Raw genomic sequence first — 22,250 nt, 5'->3', positions numbered from 1 at the left:
GTTCAGCGCCCCGGCAGCGGCGGCATGTCCAGTCGCCGCAGCTCGGCCATCCTGGCGTACAGCCGCAGGATCGCATGATGCCGGGCGGCGTCGCCGCTCTCCTCCACCGCCTCGTGCAGGCGGATCAAGGCCTGGCGCAGCCGCGCGTTCGCCGCGTCCAGCGCCGTCAGCGACAGATCTTCGGTCCCGGCGACCGCTTCGAGCGCGTAGTCGCCCGACGCTTCGCTCAACACCGCCTGGATCGCCGCGTTCTCGGCGACGCGCGCGGCGATCCCGCGCTCGGCCTCCTGGGCGGCCAGAAGCGACAGCAGCGCCACCACCGCCACCTTGCCGGCCATGAACTCGCCCTGCTGTTCGGGCGGCGGCGGATCGATCATGCACAGGAAGTTGCCGACCAGGATGTCGGGTAGGCTGGGCGTCATGCCAATGTCTCCAAGGCCTGGCTCTCCCACCGCAGCAAGGCCGCCGCCAGGATTTCGTCGTGACGGCGGGCGGTGTACCAACCCGAGATCGCCAGCACCGGATCCTTGAAGCCGCCGTCGCGGTATTCCTTGGCCGCCGAGGTCCAGATCGCCTGGCCCTTCACGGCGTTGAACAGGCTCCACCAGGCCAGGGCCGTCTCGTCGACCTCCAGCCCGCTCGTCGTCTTCCAGATCGCCAGGGCCTCGTCGCGCGGCAGCATCCCCGAGACCTTGTCGGCCTCGAAGTGGCCCCACAGCGGATCGAGCGCCCAGCCCAGGTCCTCCAGCGGGTCGCCCAGGTGGACCATCTCCCAGTCGAGGATCGCGATGATCTTCCCCGCCCCGTCGTGCAGGAAGTTGCCGGTGCGGTAGTCGCCATGCACCACGCGGATGGCCTGGGCCGGCGGCGGCGGACGGCGGCGCAGGGCCCTGATCGCGGCCCAGACGATCGGCTGCGGATGCTGCTGGTCGGCCGCGATCACCCCTGCCCAGTGATCCAGCGCGATCTTCCAACAGGTCTCCGGCGCGGGCGCCTCGGCGGCCTTGGCGAGCGGCAAGCCGGCGGGATCGGCGGCGGCGATCGTCCCGAGGATCGAGAAGAACTGCTCCCCGATCGTCCGGGCGTGTTCGCCATAGGGGATGACGGTGAACGGCGAGGCCGCGGCCCCGCCCTCGACCCGCTCCATGATGAAGAACGGCCGCTCAAGCTCCGCGCCCTCGGGCTCCATCGCCACCGGACGCGGGACGGGCAGCCGGTCGTGGAAGCTCTCGAACGCCAGATATTCCAGGCCCCGGTCGGTCTCGATCAGGCTGCCGGGCGGATCTCGGCGCAGGATCAGCGGCCGCTCGCCCTTGGCCGTGCGCGCGCTGAACCGGTAGGTCTCCCGGCTGGCCCCGCCGGTGATGCGCGAGAGGTCGATGACAGCGACGGGCTCGTTCCAGACCCGCGAGAGATACGCCTCCAGGCGTTCGGCGAGGTTCATGGGGCCATGTCCAGGATCGAGGCGAAGCCGGACGGCGCGTGCGGGCCGATCGCCAGCTGCTCGAAGACCCCCCGCCCCTTCCGCGACCGCCCGGCGCCGTCGACATAGGTCACGTCGCTAAGGGCCTGGACATGCAGGTGCTGGGGAACGGCGCGGTCGAGGTCGGCGGCGACGAAGTCCTCGCGCTCGACCTTGAGCTTGCCCTGATTGAAGCCGTGACCCCAGGTCGGGTGCGTGTAGCCCAGGCCCAGCATGAAGAACTCGCGCTTGGGCTCCACCGTCATTGTCCCGTCGGCGCCGAAGTCCAGCGTGGCGGCGCGGGCGTGACGCGTGCCGCTCTTCCACTGAATGGCGTAGGAGGCCTCGGCGAATCCGCCGAATTCGCGCTCGCGCTCGCCGTCGGCCAGCCACAGCGCGCGGCGGTTCCAGGCCCTACCGAGCTCATCGTCATTGGTGTGGAAGAAGAGCCCCCCGTCCTCGAAATTGCACGGCGCCCACAGCCAGAAGAACTGCGGAAGGACCGGCGGCGCCAGCTCCTGCGGATCGCGCGCGCCGACCGGGCGAACGCCCCAGGAACGGTCCCGCGTGCCGACGAAGCCGTCGACGCTGGAGCGGACGCCATCGACCTCGATCCAGCCCGAATAGCGGCCGTTCTGGGTCAGGCGGGTGTAGTCCATGAAGGCGCGCGGGCCATTGCGGCGGATGAAGCGGGGCTCCTCGATCGGAAAGGCGCGGCCCTCGAAGACGATCTCGGCGGCGATGCCCTGCTCGGGCGCGGTCACCGTCAGCTTCAGGCGCTTGAGCGGCTCGATCACGGTGATGGCGACCGGCCCCACCGTCAGGTCCATCCGCTCCATCTCCAGCCAGCGGCTGGCGTGCAGGTTCACCTGCTTGCCGCCCTTCATCACGCAGAAGGCGGCGTCGGCGATGTTGAGATGCGGATAGACGCCGAAGGCCGCGGCGAAGAACAGGTCGTCGCCCCCTCCTTGTTCTTGGGCGGGCGCGTAGCCGTTGAAGAAGTAGCGATCGTAGAAATTCCGATCCGTGCCGGCGTAGGCCACCGGCTCGGGGGTCTGATGGATCGGATAATCGTCGCCCCAGGTGAGCGCCATGCCGTCCTCCCCTGTTCGTGGCCGGCCTCTGACGGACCGGCTTTACGTCCAGATGAACGACGTTAAGGTCGCGCCGCGCGATTGCAACGTTTCCGGAGCGTCAAGGCGATGAACGGGTGGACACCCAGGACCTGGACGGGTCTGGCGGCGGTGAGCGGCCTGCTGGCGGTGGCGTTCGGCGCCTTCGCGGCGCATGGAGTGACCGATCCCAAGCCGGTGGCGTGGTTGCACACTGGCTCGCAGTATCAGATGGCGCACGCCCTGGCGGTGTTCGCCGCCTTCGGCCTGCATCGGGCCGGCGCGCGCGGCATGGGTCTGGTCGCGGGACTCTTCCTGTTCGGAACCCTGATCTTCGCCGGCTCGCTCTACGCCATGGCGTTGGGCGCACCGCGCATTCTGGGCGCGATCACGCCGATCGGCGGGCTGTCGTTCATGATCGGTTGGGCGCTGCTGGCCTGGCGCGCCTTCACCCTGCGCGATCAGGCCTGAACCTTCTTCCCGCCTGGCAGGGCCAGGAAGAAGATCGCCAGCGACGAGCCGACCAGGCAGGCGAACATCACCGCCGCCACCGGACGAGCCGTGCCGTCGTGCAGAAGCCCCCCGACCCAGGACGCCAGGGCGCCGGACCCGAACGACGCCGACCCCATCAGGGCCGAGATCGATCCGGCGCGGCGGGGATCCACGCTGAGCGCGCCCGCCATGGTGTTGCCGCCCATCAGGCCATAGACCGACAGGGCGGCGAACAGCAGCGGCAGCACCGTCCACTGACCGCCCCAACCGGTCCAGGCCGCCAGCGTCAACAGCAGGGCCGCGACGATCGAGGCGATGCTGGCCTTGCGCAGCACCTGGTCGGGCGTCGAGCGCCGCAGCAGCCAGCGATTGATCTGGCTGGCGCCGATGATCCCCACGGCGTTGACGGCGAAGATCAGGTTGAAGGCCATCGGCGTGTGGCCATAGGTCCCCATCACCAGATCCGGCGCGGTCGAGATGTATGTGAACAGCACCGCCCCGTTCAGCGCTCCGGCCAGGGCGTAGCCCATCAGCCGCCGCATGCCGAACAGCGCGACATAGGCGCGGAGCGGGTTTTCGGAACGGGCCTGGGCGGCGGTTTCGGCGGACCGTGACTCCGGCAAGCCAAACAGGATCCACACCCCGATGATCACGGCGAAGACCACGAGGGTCCAGAACACGCCCCGCCAGCCGGCGATCAGTTGCACCACGCCGCCCAGTTGCGGCGCCAGCACGGGCGCCAAGCCCATGATCAGCATCATCAACGACAGCACCCGCGCGGTGTCGGTCTGGCTGAACCGATCCCGGACCACCGCCCGGGCGACCACCGCGCCCGCGCAGCCGCCCAAGGCCTGGACGAAGCGCGCGACGATCAGGGTCTCGATATTGGGCGCCAGAGCGCAGGCCGCCGAGGCCGCGAGGAAGACAGCGACGCCGATGAGCAACGGGAGGCGACGGCCAAAGCGGTCCGACGCCGGCCCGTAGATGACCTGGCCGATCGCCATGCCCGCGAAGAAGGCGGCCAGCGTGGCCTGAGTCTGTTCGGGTCCCGCATGCAATGTCCGGCCGATCGCCGGCAGGCTCGACAGATACATGTCGATCGACATCGGCGCGAAGGCTGTCAGCGCGCCGAGGAGCAGGACAAGACGCCAAGGAACGACGGCGGGTGGCGAAGCGGGATCGGTCATCGGCGCTTTTTACGCGCGTTCGCCTAACAGGAAATACTCCACGGCGAATTCAGCGTCCTGCTTGCGCGCTTCCTGTCGGCGCTCCAAGGTGAACATCAATCATATAAGAAGCCTAGGGAGACGCTTGCTCATGACGGCCCCGCCCCTGCCCGCGCCCCAGTTCGCCGACGTCAACGGCATACGCCTGGCCTATTATGAGGCTGGTCCCCGCGGCGGCGTTCCGATCGTCTTCTGCCACGGCTTTCCAGAGTTGGCCTTCTCTTGGCGCCACCAGGTCGCCGCCCTGGCCGCCGCCGGCCGCTGGGTGATCGCGCCCGACCAACGCGGCTATGGCCTGACGCCAGGCCCCGACGCCGTCGAAGCCTATGACATGGACCATCTGACCGGCGACCTGGTCGGGCTGCTGGACCACCTGGGCGCCGACAAGGCGATCTTCGTCGGCCACGACTGGGGCGGCATCGTCGTCTGGGCCATGCCGCTGCTGCATCCGGGCCGCGTCGCCGGCGTGGTCGGGCTGAACACCCCCTTCGTGCCGCGCCTGCCGCTCGACCCGATCGAGATGTTCCGCAACGCCTATGGCGACGACATGTACATCGTCCACTTCCAGAAGCCGGGCGTCGCCGACGCGCAGCTCGGCGCGGACGCCGAGAAGACCATCCGCTTCTTCATGCGGCTGCCCAAGGGCACGCAGGAGGACTTCACCTCCCGCCCCGCCGAGCAGCGCAGTCTGGCGCTCCAGGACGCCCTGGCCCACTACGACCCAGCCACCGACCAGCACCAGTTCCTGTCGCCCGAGGAGTTGGCGGTGTTCGTGGAGGCTTTCCAGCGCACCGGCTTCACCGGCGGCATCAACTGGTACCGCAACTTCAGCCGCAACTGGCGCAAGGCCGAAGGCCTGCCGAACCGGATCGACGGTGTTCCCTGCCTGATGCTGATGGCCGAGAACGACGTCGTGCTGCCGCCCTCGATGGCCGATCGCATGGGCGATCAGATCAGCGACCTCGAGAAGGTGCTGATCCGTGGCAGCGGGCACTGGACGCAGCAAGAGAAGCCCGCCGAGGTCAACGCGGCCCTGCTCGACTGGCTGAACCGAAAGTTCCCGCTGGGGGATTAGTTGGTGGCGTTCAGCAGCGCCTCGGCCCGGCGGCGCATGGCCGCCGCCAGCTGAAGCATGGCGAGCGCCGTGACCTCGTCGCGTTCGGCGGCGCGAATAGAATAAACATTGGCCATCGCGAACAAGGCTTCGACCCGATCCACGCCCTCGGCGCCGAACATCTGACCGATCTGGCGGTCAAGCTCCGCCAACTGCCGAGGGTTGAGCATCTCGAGCAGTTCTTCGTCGGTGTAGTCTTCAGGGGCCGGCTGAATCATGCGCGCAGAATACAGGAGCCGCGGAAACGCGCGAGCCCATGGCGATCCTCCGTTCACAGGCCAACCTAAAGCGCGTTAGGGTTAGCGCCATGGATCGTCATGCTTCCGCCGCCGCCATGAGCCCCGTTGGCCGTCGCGGCCTATACCGCGAGGTCGAACCCTTCTCGTTCGGCTGGATGCCGACCGGCGGCCCGCACGAGATCTACTACGAGGAATGCGGCAATCCGCGCGGCAAGCCCTGCGTGATCCTGCATGGCGGCCCGGGGGGCGCGGTCAATCCGACCATGCGGCGGTTCTTCGATCCGACCAAGTGGCGGATGGCGCTGTTCGACCAGCGCGGCTGCGGCCGCTCGCGTCCGAACGCCAGCCTGGACGACAACACCACCTGGAGCCTGATCGCCGACATCGAGCGCCTGCGCGAACACCTGGGCGTCGAAAAGTGGACCGTGTTCGGCGGTTCATGGGGTTCGACCCTGGCCCTGGCCTACGCCATCACTCATCCCGATCGCGTCGACGGCCTCGTCCTGCGCGGCATCTTCCTGCTGACGCAGAAGGAGCTGGACTGGTTCTATCAGGACGGCGCCTCGATGCTGTTCCCCGACGCCTGGGAGCGGTTCCTGGCGCCGATTCCGCCCGAGGAGCGCGGCAACCTGATGACGGCCTATCATCACCGCCTCACCTCGACCGACCGCCGGGTGCAGGCCCGGGCCGCGGCCGCCTGGAGCCAATGGGAGGGCGACACCATCTCGCTGCGCGGACCCGAGGCGCGGCCGCCCAAGTTCAACGAAGAGGACTTCGCGATCGCCTTCGCGCGGATCGAGTGCCACTTCTTCACCCACAAGGGGTTCTTCGACGAGGACGGCTGGATCCTGAAGAACATCGACAAGATCCGCCATATCCCCGGCTGGATCGTCCAGGGCCGGTTCGACGTGGTCACGCCGCTGGAAAGCGCCTGGAGGCTGCACAAGGCCTGGCCCGAGGCGCGCTTCGACATCATCTGGGACGCCGGTCACGCCTCGACGGAGCCCGGCGTCATCGACGGCCTCGTGCGAGCCACGGACGCGGCGCTCAGCCTCTAGCGCTTAGACCAGCGAGCCCTTGCCGCTGGTCACTTCGGTGTAGCGGTGCACGCGCACGGCCTGGACCAGGCCAAAGCCGATCATCACCGTGCCCATGACGGTGCCGCCGTAGGACAGCATCGGCATCGGCACGCCGACGACGGGCGCCATGCCCATGACCATCGCGCCGTTGATCAGCACATAGAGCGAGAAGGTCGCGGTCACGCCCGCGGCCGCCAGCCGGCCGAAGTGGCTGTGGCTGATCGAGGCGATCCGCAGCGCCATGAAGATCGCCGCGCCGTACAGGAACAGCACGCCGAAACAGCCGACGAAGCCGAACTCCTCGGCCAGGGTGGCGAAGATGAAGTCGGTCTGCTTTTCGGGCAGGAAGTTCAGCTGGCTCTGCGAGCCCAGGCCAAAGCCCTTGCCCAGCAGGCCGCCCGACCCGAGGGCGATCTTGGACTGCAGGATGTGATAGCCGTCGCCCGAAGGATCCTGCTCCGGGTTCAGGAAGGTCAGGATCCGGTTGCGCTGGTAGTCGTGCAGGCCGAACATGATGAAGGGCGGGATCGCGACCAGCGCGGCGCCGGCGCCGGCCGCCATGACCCGCCAATCCAGGCCCGCCAGCACCATGATCGCGCCGCCGGTGGCGGCCAGCAGAATGCCGGTGCCCAGATCGGGCTGCTTGGCGACCAGCAGGAACGGCACGACGATCATCGCGGCCGGGACCAGCAGTCGCCAGGACAGCCGCGCCGAGTCCGCCGACAGGCCGTGATAGTAGCGCGCCAGGGCCAGGACGAGGCCGATCTTCATCACCTCGGACGGCTGGAAGCGCACGGGCCCGAGTTGCAGCCAGCGCTGCGCGCCCAGCGAGATGTCGCCGACCAGATCGACGGCCACCAGCAGCACGAGGCCCACGGCGTAGACCGGATAGGCGATCGCGAACCACCAGCGCAGGTCGCACATGGCCAGGATGATCATGACCACGAAATAGACGCCGAAGCGCAGCAGGTGCTTGTCGGCCCAAGGCTCCCAAGAGGCGCCGGCGATCGAGAACAGCATCAGGCTGCCGATCCCCGCGATCAGGGCCAGCACCAGGCAGAAGGTCCAGTCGACCTCCATGAACTTGATGATCGGCCGGTCGCGTTCGCCGGGCCGGGTCAGGCCGCCGCTCAAGGTCATCGGGGCGCTCCCTGCGGAGAAGTGGGCGGAGGAACCTCGGCGGGCGAGCCTGGCGCGGGCGGCGGCGTCTCGACCGGATCCTCCGGCGCGGCGCCTTCCATGACGTCTTCCGGCGCCGCCTCGGGCAGAGGCGCGGGACGCTCGATGCGGGCGCGGATCTCGGGATCCTTCAGCAGAGCCACCCGCATGACTTCGCGCGCGCGCGGGGCGCCGGCCGTGGCGCCGCCCATGCCGCCATGTTCCACGATGACGGCGACGGCGTAGCGCGGATCATCATAGGGCGCGAAGGCCACGAACAGGTTGTGGTCCTTCAGCCGCCAGATCGTGCCGGTCCCCTTGCGGTTGGCGACCCCGTCGTAGCTGCGCACCTGCGCGGTGCCGGTCTTGCCGGCCATCTGCACGTCGCCCAGGCCCAATTGGCTCTGCCTGTAGGCGGTGCCGCGCACGTCGTTGGCCACGGCCGCCATGCCGCCACGGACATAGGCCAGGTGCTCGGGAGAGAACGGCAGGTCCGGCACCTCAGCGCCGCTGGGTTGCTCGACGCCGCCGACCGACTTGATCAGGCGAGGCGTCAGCGCCTTCTTGGCGTTGGCCAGGCGCGAGGTCATCACCGCCAGCTGCAGGGCGTTGACGGTCAGAGCCCCCTGCCCGATCCCGTAGCTGGGCGTCTCGCCCGGAAACCAGGTCTGATTGGCCGGATTCTTCTTGAAGGCCCGCTTCTTCCAGGCCCGGTCGGGCACGTTGCCCTTCTTCTGACCGGGGATGCCGATGTCGAACAGCTGCCCAAAGCCCATCGCCCGCGCGGCGGTGGCGATGGCGTCCGGGCCGATCTTCAGCGATGTCTGATAGAAGTAGATGTCGCACGAGTTCTTGATGGCGTCGTGCATGTTCTGGGGGCCGTGGCCGCCCTTTTCCCAGCAGCGCCAGACCCGACCGCCGTAGTACCAGCTGCCGGGGCAGTTGATCCGGATCTCGGGATCGATCCCCGCCGTCAGCGCCGCCAGGCCCACCGTGGGCTTGAACGTGGAGCCCGGCGGGAACAGGCCCGTCATCGACTTGTCCAGCAGCGGCTTGCGCTCGTACTCGGCCAGCGCCTTGTACTCGGCGCCGGACAGGCCCTTCACGAACCGGTTGGCGTCGAAGCTGGGGGCCGAGACCATGGCCAGGAGGTCGCCGTTGCGGACGTCCATCACGACGATCGCGCCGCTTTCGTCGCCCATCACCTCCAGCGCGCGGTTCTGGATGTCGGCGTCGAGGGTGAGACGGATTTCCTTGCCGGGCGTCGGAGGGATGTCGCCCTCGGGGTCCAGGCGGACAACGCGCCCCTGGGCGTCGACCTCGGTCTTGGTGGCGCCCGCGCGTCCCCGAAGCGGTCTGTCGAAAGCCTTCTCGACCCCCTGCTTGCCGATCCGGAAGCCCGGATGGTGCAGCAGTTCCTGGTCCTGGGTCGTGTCGCCCTCGGCGGCCTTGAGGTCGCGGTCCGAGACCTTGGCGACGTAGCCGATCACGTGGGCGAAGGCGCCGCCGAACGGATAGACCCGCACCTCGCCCATGTCGGCGGTGACGTTGGGCAGCTCCGGCGCGCGGATGTTGACGCGCGAGAACTCCTCCCATGAGAGGTCCTCCATCACCACCACCGGCGCGCGGCGGGGCGCGCGGTCCAGCTCCTTGAGCACCCGGGCGCGGCGCGATCCGTCGATCGGGACCAGCTTGGCCAGGTCGTCCAGGACGCCCTCGGCGTCGAGGTCCTTGTCCTTGTTGATCATCAGCCGGAAGTTCGGCCGGTTCGAGGCCAGGGAGACGCCGTTGCGGTCCAGGATCAGGCCGCGCGGCGGAGGCACCAGGCGGTAGTTGAACTGGTTACCGGCCGAAAGCTTCTGGTAGCGCTGGGCCTCGACCAGTTGCAGTTGCGCCAGCCGCCCGCCCAGCGCCAGCAGCCCGGCGCCCGTCAGGCCGCCCAGCAGGAACGCACGCCGGTGGAAGACGCCCTGGCGCTCGTTGACCTCGAAGAAGAAGATTGAGGGCTCGCTCATGACCTCACCGGAACCGCACGTCGGCGTCCTCGAAGCGATCGATCAGGCGATAGGCGAACGGGAACAGCAGGATCGTGGCCAGGAACTGCCAGAACACCGCCAGCAGGCTGGGCATGGCCAGGCTGTCCAGCATGGTGAAGAGGTACCCGCCCGCCATGCTGACGGCGGTGATGGCCGCGAACCAGCCCCACAGGATCGGCTGGCTCTGGCCGGTCATCATGTTCCGAAACAGCAGCACGACCGCATAGCCCAGCAGCAGCGACAGGCCCCAAAGGCCCGTCGGTCCGCCCCAGAACACGTCGAGGAACAGGCCCAGGAGCAGGATCGCGAACGGCGCCAGGATCGAGGGGCGGATCAGCGCCCAGGCGAAGGCCGGCGCCATGGCGAAGATCGGCTCCGGCAGCTGCAGCCCCCAGACGCGGAGCGGCGCCGAGAACAGAACCGTCGCGGCGACGCAAACCGCCATCGGCAGGCCCAGCCAGACTGTCGGGTTCAGAGGGCGCGCGCCGCTCATCGCGGCGGTTCCGTCGGCGTGGCCGGCTTGGCCGGAGGGGGCGTCGGCTTCGCGGCGGCGGTTGGCGCGGCCGTGGCGGGCTTTGGAGCGGCTGGCGGCGCGGCGGGCGCCTGCGGGGTCTGGTTGGGGGTCGGGATCGACAGGATCGAGCCCTGCGGATCCTCGGTCGTCACCGGCGGCAGACTGTGGGTCTGCAACTCCTTCTGGTCGGCCAGCTGGGCGAAGTCCTTGAACAGCAGGATGCGGACATAGTCGATCGACGACTGGTCGGCGAACAGCACGACGCGCCAGCGACCATCCAGCCCCTTCACCGCCGCGCCCACCGGCAGGCCGCGCGGCACGACGCCGCCGTCGCCCGAGGTGACGACGCGATCGCCCTGCTGGATCGGATCGACGCCGCGCAGGTAGTCGAGCTTGGGATTGGGTCCGCCGTCGCCGGTCAGGATAGCGCGGGCGTTGGTGCGGTCGATCATCACCGGCGTGCGCGAGGCGATGTCGGTGAGCAGCAGCACCCGGCTGGCGTTTCTGGACACCCCGACCACGCGGCCCACGAGGCCGCGCTCGTTCAGGACCGGATTGCCGACCTCGACGCCACGCTCCGAGCCCGCGTCGGCCAGGCGCGTGTTGGCGAAGGGCCCGCGGCTGTCGCTGACGACGCGCGCGGCGGTCATCGGGATCGGCGGATCGGTGCGAAGCCCCAGCAGCGACCGGAAGCGATCGTTCTGGTCCTGCAGAGCCAGGGCGCGGTCCCGCCACTGCCGCATCTCGGCCATTTCGGCCTTCAGGCGACGGTTCTCCGAGGCCGTGAAGAAGTAGCTGCGCACATAGTCGACGCCCAGTCCGGTCCAGCGCCCCGGTGCGGCGATGGCGCCGCTGACCGGCTTGGCCACGGTGTCCATCGTCTGGCGGGTGACGCCGTAGGCCTGCTCCTGGAGGGTCTCGCGCCGGTCCGCCAGCAGGAAGGCGACGGCGATGACGACCGCGACCACCAGGGCCACGGCGGCCGTCCAGGTAAGCGGCACTTTCAGGTCGCCGAGGGGACCTTCGCGAAAGGGCACGAACTGTTCTCCTGGCGCCCCCCGGCGCCTCTAGAGGAGCTGTAAGACTAGGCCAGGGTGGATTCCAGGACGCCCTTCATCCACTTCGGATGCTCCAGCACCTTGCCGCAGCCCAGGGCCACGCACGACAGGGGGTCGTCGGCCACGGTGACCGGCAGGCCGGTGTGGTCGCGGATCTCGGCGTCCAGGCCGCGCAGCAGCGCGCCGCCGCCCGTCAGCATGATGCCCTTGTCGGCGATATCGGAGGCCAGCTCCGGCGGGGTGGCTTCCAGAGCGACCTTCACGGCCTCGACGATCTGACCGACCGGTTCGGCCAGGGCGTCGGCGGCCTGCTTTTCGCTGATGCGGACTTCGCGCGGCACGCCCTGCATCAGGTCGCGGCCCTTCACGTCGATCGACAGCCCCTCGCCGTCGGCCGGCGCGCGGGCGGTGCCGATTTCCTTCTTGATGCGCTCGGCGGTCGTCTCGCCGATCAGCAGGTTATGGTGGCGACGCATGTAGCTGATGATCGCCTCGTCCATCTTGTCGCCGCCGACGCGGACCGAGCGCGAATAGACGATGCCCGACAGCGACAGCACGGCCACCTCGGTGGTGCCGCCGCCGATGTCGACGACCATCGAGCCGGTCGGCTCGTGGATCGGCAGGCCCGCGCCGATCGCGGCGGCCATCGGTTCGTCGATCAGGCCGACGCGACGCGCCGAGGCGTTCAGGCAGCTGTCGTTGATGGCGCGACGTTCCACGGCGGTGGCGCCCGACGGCACGCACACGATCACCTTCGGGTTCACGAAGCCCTTGCGGTTGTGAACCTTGCGGATGAAGTACTTGATCATCTCCTCGGCGACTTCGAAGTCGGCGATCACGCCGTCGCGCATCGGGCGGATGGCTTCCATGTGGCCCGGGGTGCGGCCCAGCATCTGCTTGGCCTCGATGCCCACGGCATGGACGATCTTGCGCCCGCCGACGTTACGCAGGGCCACCACCGACGGCTCGTTCAGAACGATCCCCTTGCCCTTCATATAGATGAGGGTGTTGGCCGTTCCGAGGTCGATGGCGATGTCGTTCGAGATCACGCCGAAGAGGGAAGAGAACATTGAAAGCCCTGACTGAGGGGTAGGAGGGGCGTAAGCGGCTGTCGGGTCGAGGTAGAGGTGGCAGATCGGAGAAGCGGAACCTGTTCCGTCCGGGAATCCGGCAGAAGAGGCGGCGAAGAGAAACGGCTCCTACTTCAAATCAATGCGAGGACAACATGATTCCCGCAATTAGGGGATTTCGACCCGGTCGGCGCGCCTGAAAGCCAGACGGGAGCGCCGCCCCCTGGCCGCGCCATCGCCTTGAGCGCCAAAACGCATCGACAACAGCCCGTTTGCCCTGCGAAAGCGTTGATTTCAAGGTCTATTCAGCGCGCGTTTGACGGGTTTTCCAGCCAAGTCGTCCTGGCGCCCGATCGTGGCGAAATCTAGCCCACCGCCGCCATCACCACACCGACCGCCGTTATGGCGCCCGCCAGCAGTTGCAGCGGGGTCAGACGTTCCTTGAACAGACGACGCCCAGCGATCGCGGCGATGGGCATTTCGACCACCCCGACCGCTCTCACCGGCCCCACCGGCGACAGCGCCATGGCCGTGAACCACAGGCCCGAGGCGGCCGCGCCGCAGAAGCCCGCGCCCAGCGACTGCCGCCAAGCGGCGATCACCGCCCTCAAGGCGCCCGGATTGCGCCAGGCCAGATAGCCGGTCAGGCCAACCGTCTGGATCGCCTGCACCACCATCACCGTCACGAAGGCCGAAGCGGCCGGATGGGCGGGCTCGAAGGCGAGGCTCGCCTGACGGAAGCAGTTGGCGCTCAGCGCGAACATCGCACCGCAACCGAGGCCGGCCAGCACGGTGCCCTTGCGCATCACCACCTCGCCCCGAGGCCAGGTGAGAACCGCCAGGCCCGCGCTGGCGATCAGGCCGCCAGCCCACGTGACCGGCCCGACGTGATCGCCGAAGAACAGCACGCCCCAGACCAGGGCGAACGGCAGGCCGCTCTGCTGCATGGCCGTGCCCAGGGCGAAGGTCGAGCGGTGCATGGCCGTCAGCAACGCCGCCGTGGCCGCGATCTGCAGCGCCGCCCCCGCCGCGCAGGCCAGCCAGAAGGCCGGGGTCGGATGGGCGGCGGCGCCCGGCGTCAGCAGCCATCCCGCCGCCGCGAACACGGTGGCGAACGGCAGGCCGAACAGGAAGCGCACCAGGGTCGCGCCCCACGGCCCCGCTTCCCCCATGATCGAGCGCTGCGCGGCGTTGCGCGCGACCTGCAAGGCGGCCGCGGCGACGGTGATGGGAATCCAGATCATGTCGTCAGCGCACCGCCGCTAGAACCAAACCAGACGCCCAAGCCACCCGAGTCACGATGAGGTCGGCGCGAACCTCCAGGCGGGCGACGAGACCGTCGACATTGGCCTGGTGCCCCTCGGGCCAGTTCGGCTGGGGCGACATGTCATCGATCACGTACAGACCTCCCTGCTTGAGCAACGCCAAGGTCTCGTCCAGCCCTTCGTACTTCCCGGGCCAAGCGTCGGCGAAAATCATGTCGAATGAACTCGCCTGTTGGCTACGCACGTAGTCCAGACCATCGCCCAGCACGAACCGCACGCGCTCGTCCCAAAGATGCTCGCGAGCGACGCCTTGAACGATCGGGTCGACATCCACGCTGGTCAGGCGCGCCGAGACGTCCATGCCGCTCAGCAGCCACGCCGTGGCGAGGCCGGTGCCCGTTCCCAGCTCCAGAAACCGTCCTCCAGGCTTGGAGGCCGCCAGAAGACGGAGCAGCGCGCCCGTATCGGCTTCCGAAGGCATGTCGAAACCCAGCGCCGCGGTGCGGGCCTGGATCGCTCTCCAGGCCGTCGGGGCGGCGCGATCATTGTCCCCAAACATCGGTGATCCCTTATGCGGCCCTTATGCGAAGAACCGGTTTCCGAATGGAGCCCTTGCGGGCCTTGGACGCAGAAATCGAAAGGTCGGCCCAAAGCGTGGGCCAGATCGGAAGAAGGCTCGCGCACCATGTCGCCCCACCCGCTTCGTCCCCTGAAGCAAGCCGCCCAGTTCCTACTCGGCGTGCCCACCGATGGGATCAACCCCGCCCTGGACCGGATGCTTGAGCTCGCCCAGGCCACGCCGCTGTGCTTCGTGGCCGTGGCGGGACCCGGCGCCGGCGACGCCATGTGCCAGCTATGGCGGCGCGGCTACCAGCGCGTCGAGGCCGCGCGCCGGGCCACCTGCGGCGCGGCGGACGAGCGCAGCGACGTGCTGCTGGTGATCGACTGCGCCAGCGCTCACGACGCGCGCGCGGTCGTCGCCGCGACCTATACGATGCTGCGCCCCGGCGGGACGCTGGTCGTGGACGCGAGCGCGCTGCTGGACGAGGCGCCGCGCAGGGCGCTCGCCGAAGGCTTGCGAGAACTGGGTCTGGACGTTCAGCCCCAGGCGCACCTGGGGGCTGAAATCCTGGCGACGCGGCCGTTCAGTAACCGAAAGGCGGCCTGAACCACCCTGTCATCCCGGGCGAAGACCCGGGACCACGGCAAACTCAGCGGTTCCTGAGATCCCGGCTCGGCGCGCTTCGCGCTGGGCCGGGATGACAGTTTTAAAAGCCGCTGGCGATCGCCGCTTCGGGCCGGCTCTTCTCCTTGCGGGCGAAGAGGTTGTTGAGCGCGTTGACATAGGCCTTGGCCGAAGCGGTCAGGGTGTCGGTGTCGGCGGCCGCGCCGGTGGCGATACGGCCATCCTCTTCCAGACGCACCGAGACCTGGGCCTGGGCGTCCGTGCCTTCGGTCACCGCGTGCACCTGGAAGAGACGCAGGGCGGCGCTGTGCGGCACGATCTTGTGGATGGCGTTGAACACCGCGTCGACGGGGCCGTCGCCCGTGGCCTCGGCCGTGCTCGAGACGCCGTCGACGTCCAGGGTCAGCTCGGCCGACTGGCCGTCGGTGCCGGCGACCACGCGCAGACGCGAGACGCGGATCTTCTCCGAACCGCGCGCCAGGGCGTCGTCGACCAGGGCGATGATGTCGTCGTCGTAGACGTGCTTCTTGCGGTCGGCCAAGTCCTTGAAGCGGCCGAAGGCTTCCTTCAGCGCGTTCTCGCCCAGCTCGTAGCCCAGGTCTTTCAGCTTGGCGCGGAAGGCGTGGCTGCCCGAGTGCTTGCCCATGACCAGGCTCGACGGGGCCTGGCCCACCGACTCCGGCGTCATGATCTCGTAGGTCTCGCGGTTCTTGAGCATGCCGTCCTGGTGGATGCCGCTCTCGTGCGCGAAGGCGTTCTTGCCGACGATGGCCTTGTTGTACTGCACCGGGAAGCCGGTGATGGCCGAGACGTAGCGGCTGGCGCGGGTGATGTGGGTGGTGTCGATGCCGGTGCGGTACGGCAGGCGGTCGCCACGCACCTTCAGCGCCATGACGATCTCTTCCAGCGCGGCGTTGCCGGCGCGCTCGCCCAGGCCGTTGATCGCGCACTCCACCTGGCGGGCCCCGCCCTGCACGCCGGCCAGGCTGTTGGCCACGGCCAGTCCCAGGTCGTTGTGGCAGTGGGTCGAGAAGATCACCTTGTCGGCGCCCTCGACGTTATTGACCATCCAGTTGAACAGGTCGGCGTATTCCGACGGATAGGTGTAGCCGACGGTGTCGGGCAGGTTGATCGTCGTGGCGCCGGCCTTGATGGCGGTCTCGACCGCGCGACGCAGGAACTGGCGGTCGCTGCGGGTGGCGTCCTCGGCCGACCACTCGACGTCGTCGCGCAGGTTGCGGGCGTGGCTGACCGAGCGGGCGATCACGTCGATGACGGCGTCCGGCTCCATCTGCAGCTTGTGCTTCATGTGCAGGTCGGACGTGGCGATCACCACGTGGATCCGGCCGCGCTGGGTGGGCTTCAGAGCCTCGGCGCAGCGGTCGATGTCGACCTGGTGAGCGCGGCACAGGCCGGCGATGGTCGAGTTCTTGACGATCTTGGCCACTTCGCGGACGGCCTCGAAGTCACCGTTCGAGGCGATCGGGAAGCCGGCCTCGATGATGTCGACCCCCATCTCCTCGAGGATCTTGGCCAGTTCCAGCTTCTCTTCCAGCGACATCGAGGCGCCGGGCGACTGCTCGCCGTCGCGCATGGTGGTGTCGAAAATGACGACGTTGTCGCGCTTGTCGGAAGCGCTGCCAATAGCGGCGGGCGATACGGAGGTCATGGAAGTACTCGTCGAAAGGGGTGTGTGGCGTGCGGGCTGCGGGTCAAAAATCCCCTGTGCGCCCGGCCACGACGATGCGCGGCCCCTAGAGCGCCCAGGGGCTGGTAAGCCGAAGCGAAAGCAGGTCGCGCGCGACAGTCATGAGCGACTTTCTACACAGGCGCCTTGAATCGAGCAAGCAATTTGCGCCCAAAGCGCGATCCGCCACATCTGAAGCAATATTGTTGCGGGAGGCTGGCGATGCAAGGACGGATCTCTCATCAGAACGCAAAGCCGAGCCAAACCTGAGCGCCAGATCAGCTCGCCCCGCACGGTTCTTGCCAAAACCTAGCCGACGGTCGGAAAAGCGCCCTACTCCGGCGCGCCGTCTTCCGCCGCCTCGCGCTTTTTCAGCCAATTGCGACTGACGAGACCCATGCCCAGCCAGATGACGATGGCCAGCACGATCATGACGATGTGCTGCTTGCCGCCGCCCTTCATGGCCTGGACGATCGAATTGCCGGCGAAGGCGGTCAGGGCGATCTTGGGGACGATGCCGATGGCGGTGCCCGCCGCGAAGTCACGCAGGCGCATCGGCGTGACGCCCGCGGCCATGTTGACGACGATGAACGGCGCCGAGGGCACCAGGCGCACGATCAGGCTGGCCATGAAGCCGTTCTTGCCGATCATCCGCATGAACTTGTTGACGCTCTCGGTCGCGAACTCGCGCAGGATCTTCGCGCCGTAGATCCGCCCAAGCCAGAAGCCCACCAGCGACGAGACCAGGGTTCCGATCCAGCTGTAGGCGAAGCCCGTCCAAGGTCCGAAGGCCACCACCGCCGCGGCGATCAGCACGAACTGCGGCACGCCGAGGAAGGCCATGACGGCGAAGGCCGCCACCGCCATCGGCAGGGCCCAGGGGCCGCTGGCCGCGCCCAGCCAGTGCTCGACCGCCGCCTCGCCGTTGACGCCCAGCAGCTGCGCGCCGAACAGGAAGACGACGCCCACCCCGCCAAACAGGACGAACGAGACCGCCACCATGCGCCAGGCGCGGGCGTCCATATTGGTCACGAAGTCGATGAAACGGCGGATCACGCGCCCTGCCTCGCCCATGGCTCGCGCCGGGTCAAGCGTGACCATCTCCGGCGGTCCGCGGCGATCGCCGCGCGAGACATCGGCGGACCACGTGTCTAGCCTGGGCGCATGAAGATTCTGGCCATCTCGGGCAGCTTGCGGGCCGCCTCCTACAACACCGCCCTCCTCCGAGCCGCCGCCGAGCTCGCGCCGGAGGGCGTGACCCTGAGCCTTCACCCGCTCAACGACCTGCCGTTCTTCAACCAGGACGTCGAGGATCTCGGCGATCCGAAGCCCGTGACGACTTGGAAGACCGCCGTGCGCGAGGCCGAGGGCCTGCTGATCGCCTGCCCTGAATACAATGGCGGCCTCACCGCGGTGCTGAAGAACGCCATCGACTGGGCCTCGCGCGGCAAGCCCGCGCCGCTCGAGGGCAAGATCGCCTGCGCCATGGGGGCCAGCCCCGGCATGACCGGCACGGTTCGCGCCCAGGACGCCCTTCGCCTGAACCTCAAGCGCGCCGGCTGCGATCTGGCGCCTCTGAGCGACGTCCTGGTCGGCCAAGCCCACACTAAGTTCGAGAATGGCGTGCTGGTCGACGAACGCACCCGTCAGGCTATCGCCCGCCATCTGGCGAGCTTCGTCGAGGTGCTGCGCGCCCGTCGCTGAGGCTGTCACGCCTCTCTCCCCCCGGGCCTCGCCAAAAGCCTTCAAACCAGAGCGTCTCGCGTTGCGCCCCGGCGAGCGCGGGCGTAAAGACCGCCGCAATCCTGAAACGGTCCTCCAGTCGGACCAGGCAAACCCAGGGGAGTCCTGCAAGATGTCGCTCGAGTCCGCCGCCCTGCGGCGCATCGCACCGTCGGCCACCATCGCCATCAGCGCCAAGGCGCGCGCGCTGAAAGCCGCCGGTCGTGACGTAATCGCCCTTTCCGCGGGCGAGCCCGACTTCGACACGCCGGACAATATCAAGAACGCCGCCATCGAGGCCATCAAGGCCGGCAAGACCAAGTACACCGACCCGGACGGCATGCCCGAGCTGAAGGCCGCCATCTGCGCCAAGTTCAAGCGTGAGAACGGCCTGGAGTACAAGCCGAGCCAGATCCACGTCGCCCCGGGCGGCAAGCCGGTGATCTACAACGCCCTGGTCGCCACCCTGAACCCGGGCGACGAGGTGATCATCCCCGCGCCGTACTGGGTGTCGTACCCCGACATGACCCTGCTGGCCGGCGGCACGCCCGTCTCGGTCGAGACCACCGCCGAGAGCGGCTTCAAGATCACGCCGGCGGCCCTGGAAGCGGCGATCACGCCGAAGACCAAGTGGCTGATCATCAACAGCCCCTCGAACCCCTCGGGCGGCGCCTATACGCGCGCCGAGCTGCAGGCGATCGCCGACGTGCTGCTGCGCCATCCGCAGGTCTGGGTGCTGACCGACGACATGTACGAGCACCTGGTGTTCGACGACTTCGAGTTCACCACCATCGCCCAGGTCGAGCCCAAGCTCTATGATCGCACCCTGACGATGAACGGCGTCTCGAAGGGCTATTCGATGACCGGCTGGCGCATCGGCTACGCCGGCGGTCCCGAGCCGCTGATCAAGGCGATGGGCAAGATGATCAGCCAGACGACCTCGAACCCCTGCTCGATCTCGCAGTGGGCCGCGCTCGAGGCGCTGAACGGCACGCAGGACTTCATCAAGCCGAACGCCAAGCTGTTCCAGGAGCGCCGCGACCTTGTCGTGTCGATGCTGAACCAGGCCACCGGCCTGCACTGCCCGACCCCGGAAGGCGCGTTCTACGTCTATCCCTCGTGCGCCGGCCTGATCGGCAAGACCGCGCCCTCGGGCAAGGTCATCGCGAGCGACGAGGACTTCGCGACCGAACTGCTGGATAGCGAGGGCGTCGCCGTCGTGCACGGCGCGGCGTTCGGCCTCTCGCCGTTCTTCCGCATCAGCTACGCGACCAGCAGCGACGTCCTGGAAGACGCCTGCTCGCGCATCCAGCGCTTCTGCGCGGCGGTGAAGTAGGTTCTCGATAGATCCTCCCCCGCGATGCGGGGGAGGTGGCCCAAAGGGCCGGAGGGGGCCAGCTCGGCCTAAGCACCGCTTGCCCCCTCAGTCGCTCCGCGACAGCTCCCCCGCTCGCGGGGGAGCATCTTTATTCCCTACCCGTCAATCCAGTCGGTCAGCCCCTCGCGGGCATGGACCTCGCGCAGCGCCGGGCGCTGGCGGATGCGGTCGAGGTAGCGCTTGAGGTTCGGCCACTCGGTCGCGGGCTTGGGCATGTTGCGGCTCCAGCGGCACAGGATCGTGGCCAGCAGATCCATGCTCGTGAAGCGGTCGCCGACGATGTAGTCGCGACCGGCCAGATGGGCGTCAAGCCGCGCCAACCCCGCCTCGATCCGCGCGCGCGCCGCGGCCTGGACGGCCTCCTGGGCCTCGCCGCCGGCGGGCTCGTGCGGATAGAACCAGGCGCGGAAGTGCGGCTGGAAGCTGTTGGCCAGCCAGAGCGTCCAACTCAGATACTGCGCGCGCTCGGGCGAGCCGAGAGGCGGCGCGAAGCCCGCCTCCGGATGCCGTTCGGCCAGCAGGGTGGCGAGGCTGGCCATCTGCGTCACGGGCGCGCCGTCGACGATCAGCGTAGGAACCACGCCATCCGGATTGAGCGCCAGATACTCGGGCGTCTTGTGCTCGCCCTTGTCGAAATCCAGCAGCTTCAGCTCGAACGGGACGCCGAGCTCCAGCAGCATCCAGTGGATAGCCGTGCCGGCCGTGCTGGGCGAACCATAGAGGGTGTACATTCTCGAGCCTCCGCGCTGTCGCGGGGGATAGGCGTCTGGTTCTGGCCAACCGTCAATAAGGCGCCATGCTGCCAGATACGGGACCTGCAGCGGCGAGCCTCGCGCGCGGCGCCAAGACCGGCTCCCGCCCACAAATCAGACGGATGAAACCGCCATGCTGCCCCTGTTCCACGCGCCGCGCTCGCGATCGACGCGCTTTCTCTGGCTGCTGGAGGAACTGGGCGCGCCCTATGAGATCCGCAAGGTCGACATCTATCGCGCCGTCAGCAACACCGGCGCTCGGGACCCCAGCAATCCGCACCCGCACGGCCAGGTGCCCGCCCTGCTGGACGACGGCGTCCTGATCACCGAGTCGTCGGCGATCGCCCTCTACCTGACCGACAAGTTCCCGGCCGCCGGCCTGGGCCCCGTGGTGGGCGACCCGAAGCGAGGCCCCTACCTCTCCTGGCTGGCCTATTACGCCGGTGTGCTGGAGCCGGCGGTGACCAACCTGTGGAAGCAGCGCCAGGACGACCAGGACAAGGCGCAGTACCAGGCCATGGACGACCGGCTGCGCACGACGCTGGAGACCTCGCCCTGGCTGCTGGGTGACACCTTCTCGGCCGCCGACATCCTGTTCGTCAGCCTGCTGCAGTTCGCGCGCCAGATGCTGCCGCCGCACGAGGTCTATGACGAATGGCTGGCGCGGGCCAACGCCCGCCCGGCCCTCGCCCGCGCATTGGCCAAGGATGACGCCTAAGGCTTGCATCCGGCGGCGGTTCGTTCGATGACCTTTGAAGACCGATAAGCTTCGAGGTCCGGATCGCCATGGCCGACGTCGTCAATCTGAACCAAGCCCGCAAGGCCAAGGCCAAGGCCGACGACAAGGCCCGCGCCGCCGAGAACCGTGTCCGCTTTGGCCGCACGAAGGCGGAGAAATCGCTGGAAACCGCTCGCGCCGACAAACTCCGGCGTGAGCTGGACGGCGCCAAGCGCGAGGACTGAAGGCTTGGCCGGGTTGAAGAAGCGCTCGGTCAACCTGGCCGGCCACGCCACATCCCTCGCTCTGGAGCCTGAGTTCTGGGCGGTCTTGGAGCGGGCCGCGACGCGTGACGGCGCAAGCCTGGCGGCCCTGATCCAGCGGATCGACAACGCGCGCGGGGAGCGGCCCCTGGCCTCGGCCTGTCGGGTCTTCGCCCTGGCCGAAGCAGCCGCGGGCGCGACCTAGGCTCTAAGCTCCAGCTCGACCGTGGGCCGGCGCTGGGTCGGAAGCGTAGGCGGTTTGGGAATCGGGGCCTTGCGCAAGGTCTCCGGCAAGGTCGGCAGGCTCTGGCGCCACGAAGCGCCCTCTCCCGCCATGACGCCGAGCCACCAAGCGCCCCAGACCGCCAGCGCCAGGATCGCGACCACCAACGCCGCCACCCAAGCGCCGCCGCTGTCGCGTCGCCGCGCCTCAAGCCGACCCTGACGCGCCACCGCTGTCATGGCCTTCAACCGCCCGGCGCTTTTGGCGCGGGCGCGTCGGGCAGCTTTGGCGCCGACGCCGAAATGTTCACGTCGACCTGCTTCTTGGAGCTCATGCCGCCCGACCACATGAAGAAGGCGAGCACGGCGACGATCACCACCAACCCGCCGACGATGAAGGCCAAGGCGCCGTTGCCGCCGCCGCTATTGCTGCTGGTCTGTTCCGACATCACAATCTCCTGGCCTTGGCGGCCCGATTTCCATTGTCGGATCAACGA

The 22,250-nt window shown here is 68.4% G+C and carries 27 protein-coding genes; 9 read left to right on the top strand and 18 right to left on the bottom strand.

From position 1 onward, the window contains the following. Window positions 1-2 precede the first annotated feature (2 nt). From CSEG_RS07410 to CSEG_RS07400, 3 genes are read right to left on the bottom strand one after another with little or no spacing between them, the layout of a single operon-like run. Window positions 3-422 (bottom strand): hypothetical protein, encoded by a 420-nt coding sequence (locus CSEG_RS07410; RefSeq protein WP_013078634.1) that lies wholly within the window; start codon window positions 420-422, stop codon window positions 3-5. Then, entirely contained in the window at window positions 419-1,444 is a 1,026-nt protein-coding gene (locus CSEG_RS07405; protein ID WP_013078633.1) for a phosphotransferase family protein, read from the bottom strand. Before CSEG_RS07405 ends, CSEG_RS07410 begins: the two co-directional genes overlap by 4 nt. Then, the gene (locus CSEG_RS07400) at window positions 1,441-2,556 is read right to left on the bottom strand and encodes a hypothetical protein (RefSeq protein ID WP_013078632.1); all 1,116 of its coding nucleotides are present in this window, start codon (window positions 2,554-2,556) and stop codon (window positions 1,441-1,443) included. The genes CSEG_RS07405 and CSEG_RS07400 overlap by 4 nt, the downstream gene beginning before the upstream one ends. A gap of 108 nt (window positions 2,557-2,664) precedes the next feature. Here CSEG_RS07400 and CSEG_RS07395 point away from each other — a divergent pair, with 108 nt between their 5' ends. Beyond that, window positions 2,665-3,045 carry a DUF423 domain-containing protein gene (locus CSEG_RS07395; RefSeq protein ID WP_013078631.1) on the top strand — a complete coding sequence of 127 codons (381 nt, stop codon included), beginning with the start codon at window positions 2,665-2,667 and terminating at the stop codon, window positions 3,043-3,045. Here CSEG_RS07395 and CSEG_RS07390 read toward each other — a convergent pair. After that, the gene (locus CSEG_RS07390; RefSeq protein ID WP_013078630.1) at window positions 3,036-4,253 is read right to left on the bottom strand and encodes a multidrug effflux MFS transporter; all 1,218 of its coding nucleotides are present in this window, start codon (window positions 4,251-4,253) and stop codon (window positions 3,036-3,038) included. The genes CSEG_RS07395 and CSEG_RS07390 overlap by 10 nt on opposite strands. Before the next feature lie 130 nt (window positions 4,254-4,383). On the opposite strand from CSEG_RS07390, the gene CSEG_RS07385 reads away from it, so the two are divergent. After that, the gene (locus tag CSEG_RS07385) at window positions 4,384-5,367 is read left to right on the top strand and encodes an alpha/beta fold hydrolase (RefSeq protein WP_013078629.1); all 984 of its coding nucleotides are present in this window, start codon (window positions 4,384-4,386) and stop codon (window positions 5,365-5,367) included. Here CSEG_RS07385 and CSEG_RS07380 read toward each other — a convergent pair. After that, on the bottom strand, window positions 5,364-5,624 hold the full coding sequence (locus CSEG_RS07380; RefSeq protein ID WP_013078628.1) for a hypothetical protein: 261 nt from the start codon (window positions 5,622-5,624) through the stop codon (window positions 5,364-5,366). The genes CSEG_RS07385 and CSEG_RS07380 overlap by 4 nt on opposite strands. An 89-nt stretch (window positions 5,625-5,713) precedes the next feature. Here CSEG_RS07380 and pip point away from each other — a divergent pair, with 89 nt between their 5' ends. Then, window positions 5,714-6,703, top strand: coding sequence for a prolyl aminopeptidase (pip, locus tag CSEG_RS07375; protein WP_013078627.1), 990 nt, complete (start codon window positions 5,714-5,716; stop codon window positions 6,701-6,703). Between the two features lie 3 nt (window positions 6,704-6,706). Here the strand turns inward: pip and rodA are convergent, their stop codons facing one another. The 7 genes from rodA to CSEG_RS07340 all read right to left on the bottom strand — a co-directional run bounded on the left by rodA (window position 6,707) and on the right by CSEG_RS07340 (window position 14,384). Next, the gene (gene rodA, locus CSEG_RS07370) at window positions 6,707-7,864 is read right to left on the bottom strand and encodes a rod shape-determining protein RodA (protein WP_013078626.1); all 1,158 of its coding nucleotides are present in this window, start codon (window positions 7,862-7,864) and stop codon (window positions 6,707-6,709) included. Further along, window positions 7,861-9,897 (bottom strand): penicillin-binding protein 2, encoded by a 2,037-nt coding sequence (gene mrdA, locus CSEG_RS07365; protein WP_013078625.1) that lies wholly within the window; start codon window positions 9,895-9,897, stop codon window positions 7,861-7,863. Before mrdA ends, rodA begins: the two co-directional genes overlap by 4 nt. 4 nt (window positions 9,898-9,901) lie before the next feature. Continuing rightward, window positions 9,902-10,411: a hypothetical protein gene (locus CSEG_RS07360; protein WP_013078624.1), complete on the bottom strand. Its 510-nt coding sequence runs from the start codon at window positions 10,409-10,411 to the stop codon at window positions 9,902-9,904. Next, window positions 10,408-11,469: a rod shape-determining protein MreC gene (mreC, locus tag CSEG_RS07355; protein ID WP_013078623.1), complete on the bottom strand. Its 1,062-nt coding sequence runs from the start codon at window positions 11,467-11,469 to the stop codon at window positions 10,408-10,410. Before mreC ends, CSEG_RS07360 begins: the two co-directional genes overlap by 4 nt. A gap of 47 nt (window positions 11,470-11,516) precedes the next feature. Next, entirely contained in the window at window positions 11,517-12,560 is a 1,044-nt protein-coding gene (locus CSEG_RS07350) for a rod shape-determining protein (protein ID WP_004623009.1), read from the bottom strand. 365 nt (window positions 12,561-12,925) lie between these two features. Next, entirely contained in the window at window positions 12,926-13,804 is an 879-nt protein-coding gene (locus tag CSEG_RS07345) for a DMT family transporter (protein ID WP_013078622.1), read from the bottom strand. Between the two features lie 4 nt (window positions 13,805-13,808). Then, the gene (locus CSEG_RS07340) at window positions 13,809-14,384 is read right to left on the bottom strand and encodes an O-methyltransferase (RefSeq protein ID WP_013078621.1); all 576 of its coding nucleotides are present in this window, start codon (window positions 14,382-14,384) and stop codon (window positions 13,809-13,811) included. Window positions 14,385-14,510: 126 nt separating this feature from the next. On the opposite strand from CSEG_RS07340, the gene CSEG_RS07335 reads away from it, so the two are divergent. Beyond that, a complete protein-coding gene (locus tag CSEG_RS07335) occupies window positions 14,511-14,993 on the top strand; it encodes a hypothetical protein (protein ID WP_013078620.1) in 483 nt (160 codons plus the stop codon). Between the two features lie 100 nt (window positions 14,994-15,093). Here CSEG_RS07335 and CSEG_RS07330 read toward each other — a convergent pair whose 3' ends face one another. From CSEG_RS07330 to CSEG_RS07325, 3 genes are all read right to left on the bottom strand, one after another. After that, window positions 15,094-16,680, bottom strand: a complete 1,587-nt coding sequence (locus CSEG_RS07330) for a 2-isopropylmalate synthase (RefSeq protein ID WP_013078619.1) — start codon at window positions 16,678-16,680, stop codon at window positions 15,094-15,096. An 85-nt stretch (window positions 16,681-16,765) separates the two neighbouring features. Further along, complete coding sequence (locus CSEG_RS22510; protein ID WP_106907293.1) at window positions 16,766-16,822, bottom strand: hypothetical protein; 57 nt, start codon at window positions 16,820-16,822, stop codon at window positions 16,766-16,768. A 209-nt stretch (window positions 16,823-17,031) separates the two neighbouring features. Next, a complete protein-coding gene (locus CSEG_RS07325; protein WP_041538514.1) occupies window positions 17,032-17,754 on the bottom strand; it encodes a TVP38/TMEM64 family protein in 723 nt (240 codons plus the stop codon). Window positions 17,755-17,862: 108 nt separating this feature from the next. Between CSEG_RS07325 and CSEG_RS07320 the strand changes: the two genes are divergently transcribed. Beyond that, a complete protein-coding gene (locus CSEG_RS07320) occupies window positions 17,863-18,402 on the top strand; it encodes an NADPH-dependent FMN reductase (RefSeq protein WP_013078617.1) in 540 nt (179 codons plus the stop codon). A gap of 151 nt (window positions 18,403-18,553) precedes the next feature. Next, window positions 18,554-19,756 (top strand): pyridoxal phosphate-dependent aminotransferase, encoded by a 1,203-nt coding sequence (locus CSEG_RS07315; RefSeq protein ID WP_013078616.1) that lies wholly within the window; start codon window positions 18,554-18,556, stop codon window positions 19,754-19,756. A 137-nt stretch (window positions 19,757-19,893) separates the two neighbouring features. On the opposite strand, the gene CSEG_RS07310 is transcribed toward CSEG_RS07315, so the two are convergent. Further along, on the bottom strand, window positions 19,894-20,529 hold the full coding sequence (locus CSEG_RS07310) for a glutathione S-transferase family protein (protein WP_013078615.1): 636 nt from the start codon (window positions 20,527-20,529) through the stop codon (window positions 19,894-19,896). A 154-nt stretch (window positions 20,530-20,683) separates the two neighbouring features. Between CSEG_RS07310 and CSEG_RS07305 the strand changes: the two genes are divergently transcribed. From CSEG_RS07305 to CSEG_RS07295, 3 genes are all read left to right on the top strand, one after another. Then, window positions 20,684-21,268, top strand: a complete 585-nt coding sequence (locus tag CSEG_RS07305) for a glutathione S-transferase family protein (protein ID WP_013078614.1) — start codon at window positions 20,684-20,686, stop codon at window positions 21,266-21,268. 68 nt (window positions 21,269-21,336) lie between these two features. Beyond that, window positions 21,337-21,513, top strand: a complete 177-nt coding sequence (locus CSEG_RS07300) for a DUF4169 family protein (protein WP_013078613.1) — start codon at window positions 21,337-21,339, stop codon at window positions 21,511-21,513. Between the two features lie 4 nt (window positions 21,514-21,517). Continuing rightward, window positions 21,518-21,736, top strand: a complete 219-nt coding sequence (locus CSEG_RS07295; protein ID WP_013078612.1) for a ribbon-helix-helix domain-containing protein — start codon at window positions 21,518-21,520, stop codon at window positions 21,734-21,736. Here the strand turns inward: CSEG_RS07295 and CSEG_RS07290 are convergent. Both CSEG_RS07290 and CSEG_RS07285 read right to left on the bottom strand, forming a co-directional pair. Continuing rightward, the gene (locus CSEG_RS07290) at window positions 21,733-21,993 is read right to left on the bottom strand and encodes a hypothetical protein (RefSeq protein ID WP_013078611.1); all 261 of its coding nucleotides are present in this window, start codon (window positions 21,991-21,993) and stop codon (window positions 21,733-21,735) included. The genes CSEG_RS07295 and CSEG_RS07290 overlap by 4 nt on opposite strands. Window positions 21,994-21,998: 5 nt before the next feature. Continuing rightward, window positions 21,999-22,202 carry a flagellar basal body-associated FliL family protein gene (locus CSEG_RS07285; RefSeq protein WP_013078610.1) on the bottom strand — a complete coding sequence of 68 codons (204 nt, stop codon included), beginning with the start codon at window positions 22,200-22,202 and terminating at the stop codon, window positions 21,999-22,001. Window positions 22,203-22,250 lie beyond the last annotated feature (48 nt).

Origin of the sequence: Caulobacter segnis ATCC 21756 (genome assembly GCF_000092285.1) — a bacterium.
In the GTDB taxonomy this organism is placed as follows: domain Bacteria; phylum Pseudomonadota; class Alphaproteobacteria; order Caulobacterales; family Caulobacteraceae; genus Caulobacter; species Caulobacter segnis.
This window is presented reverse-complemented; position numbering and strand designations above follow the sequence as displayed.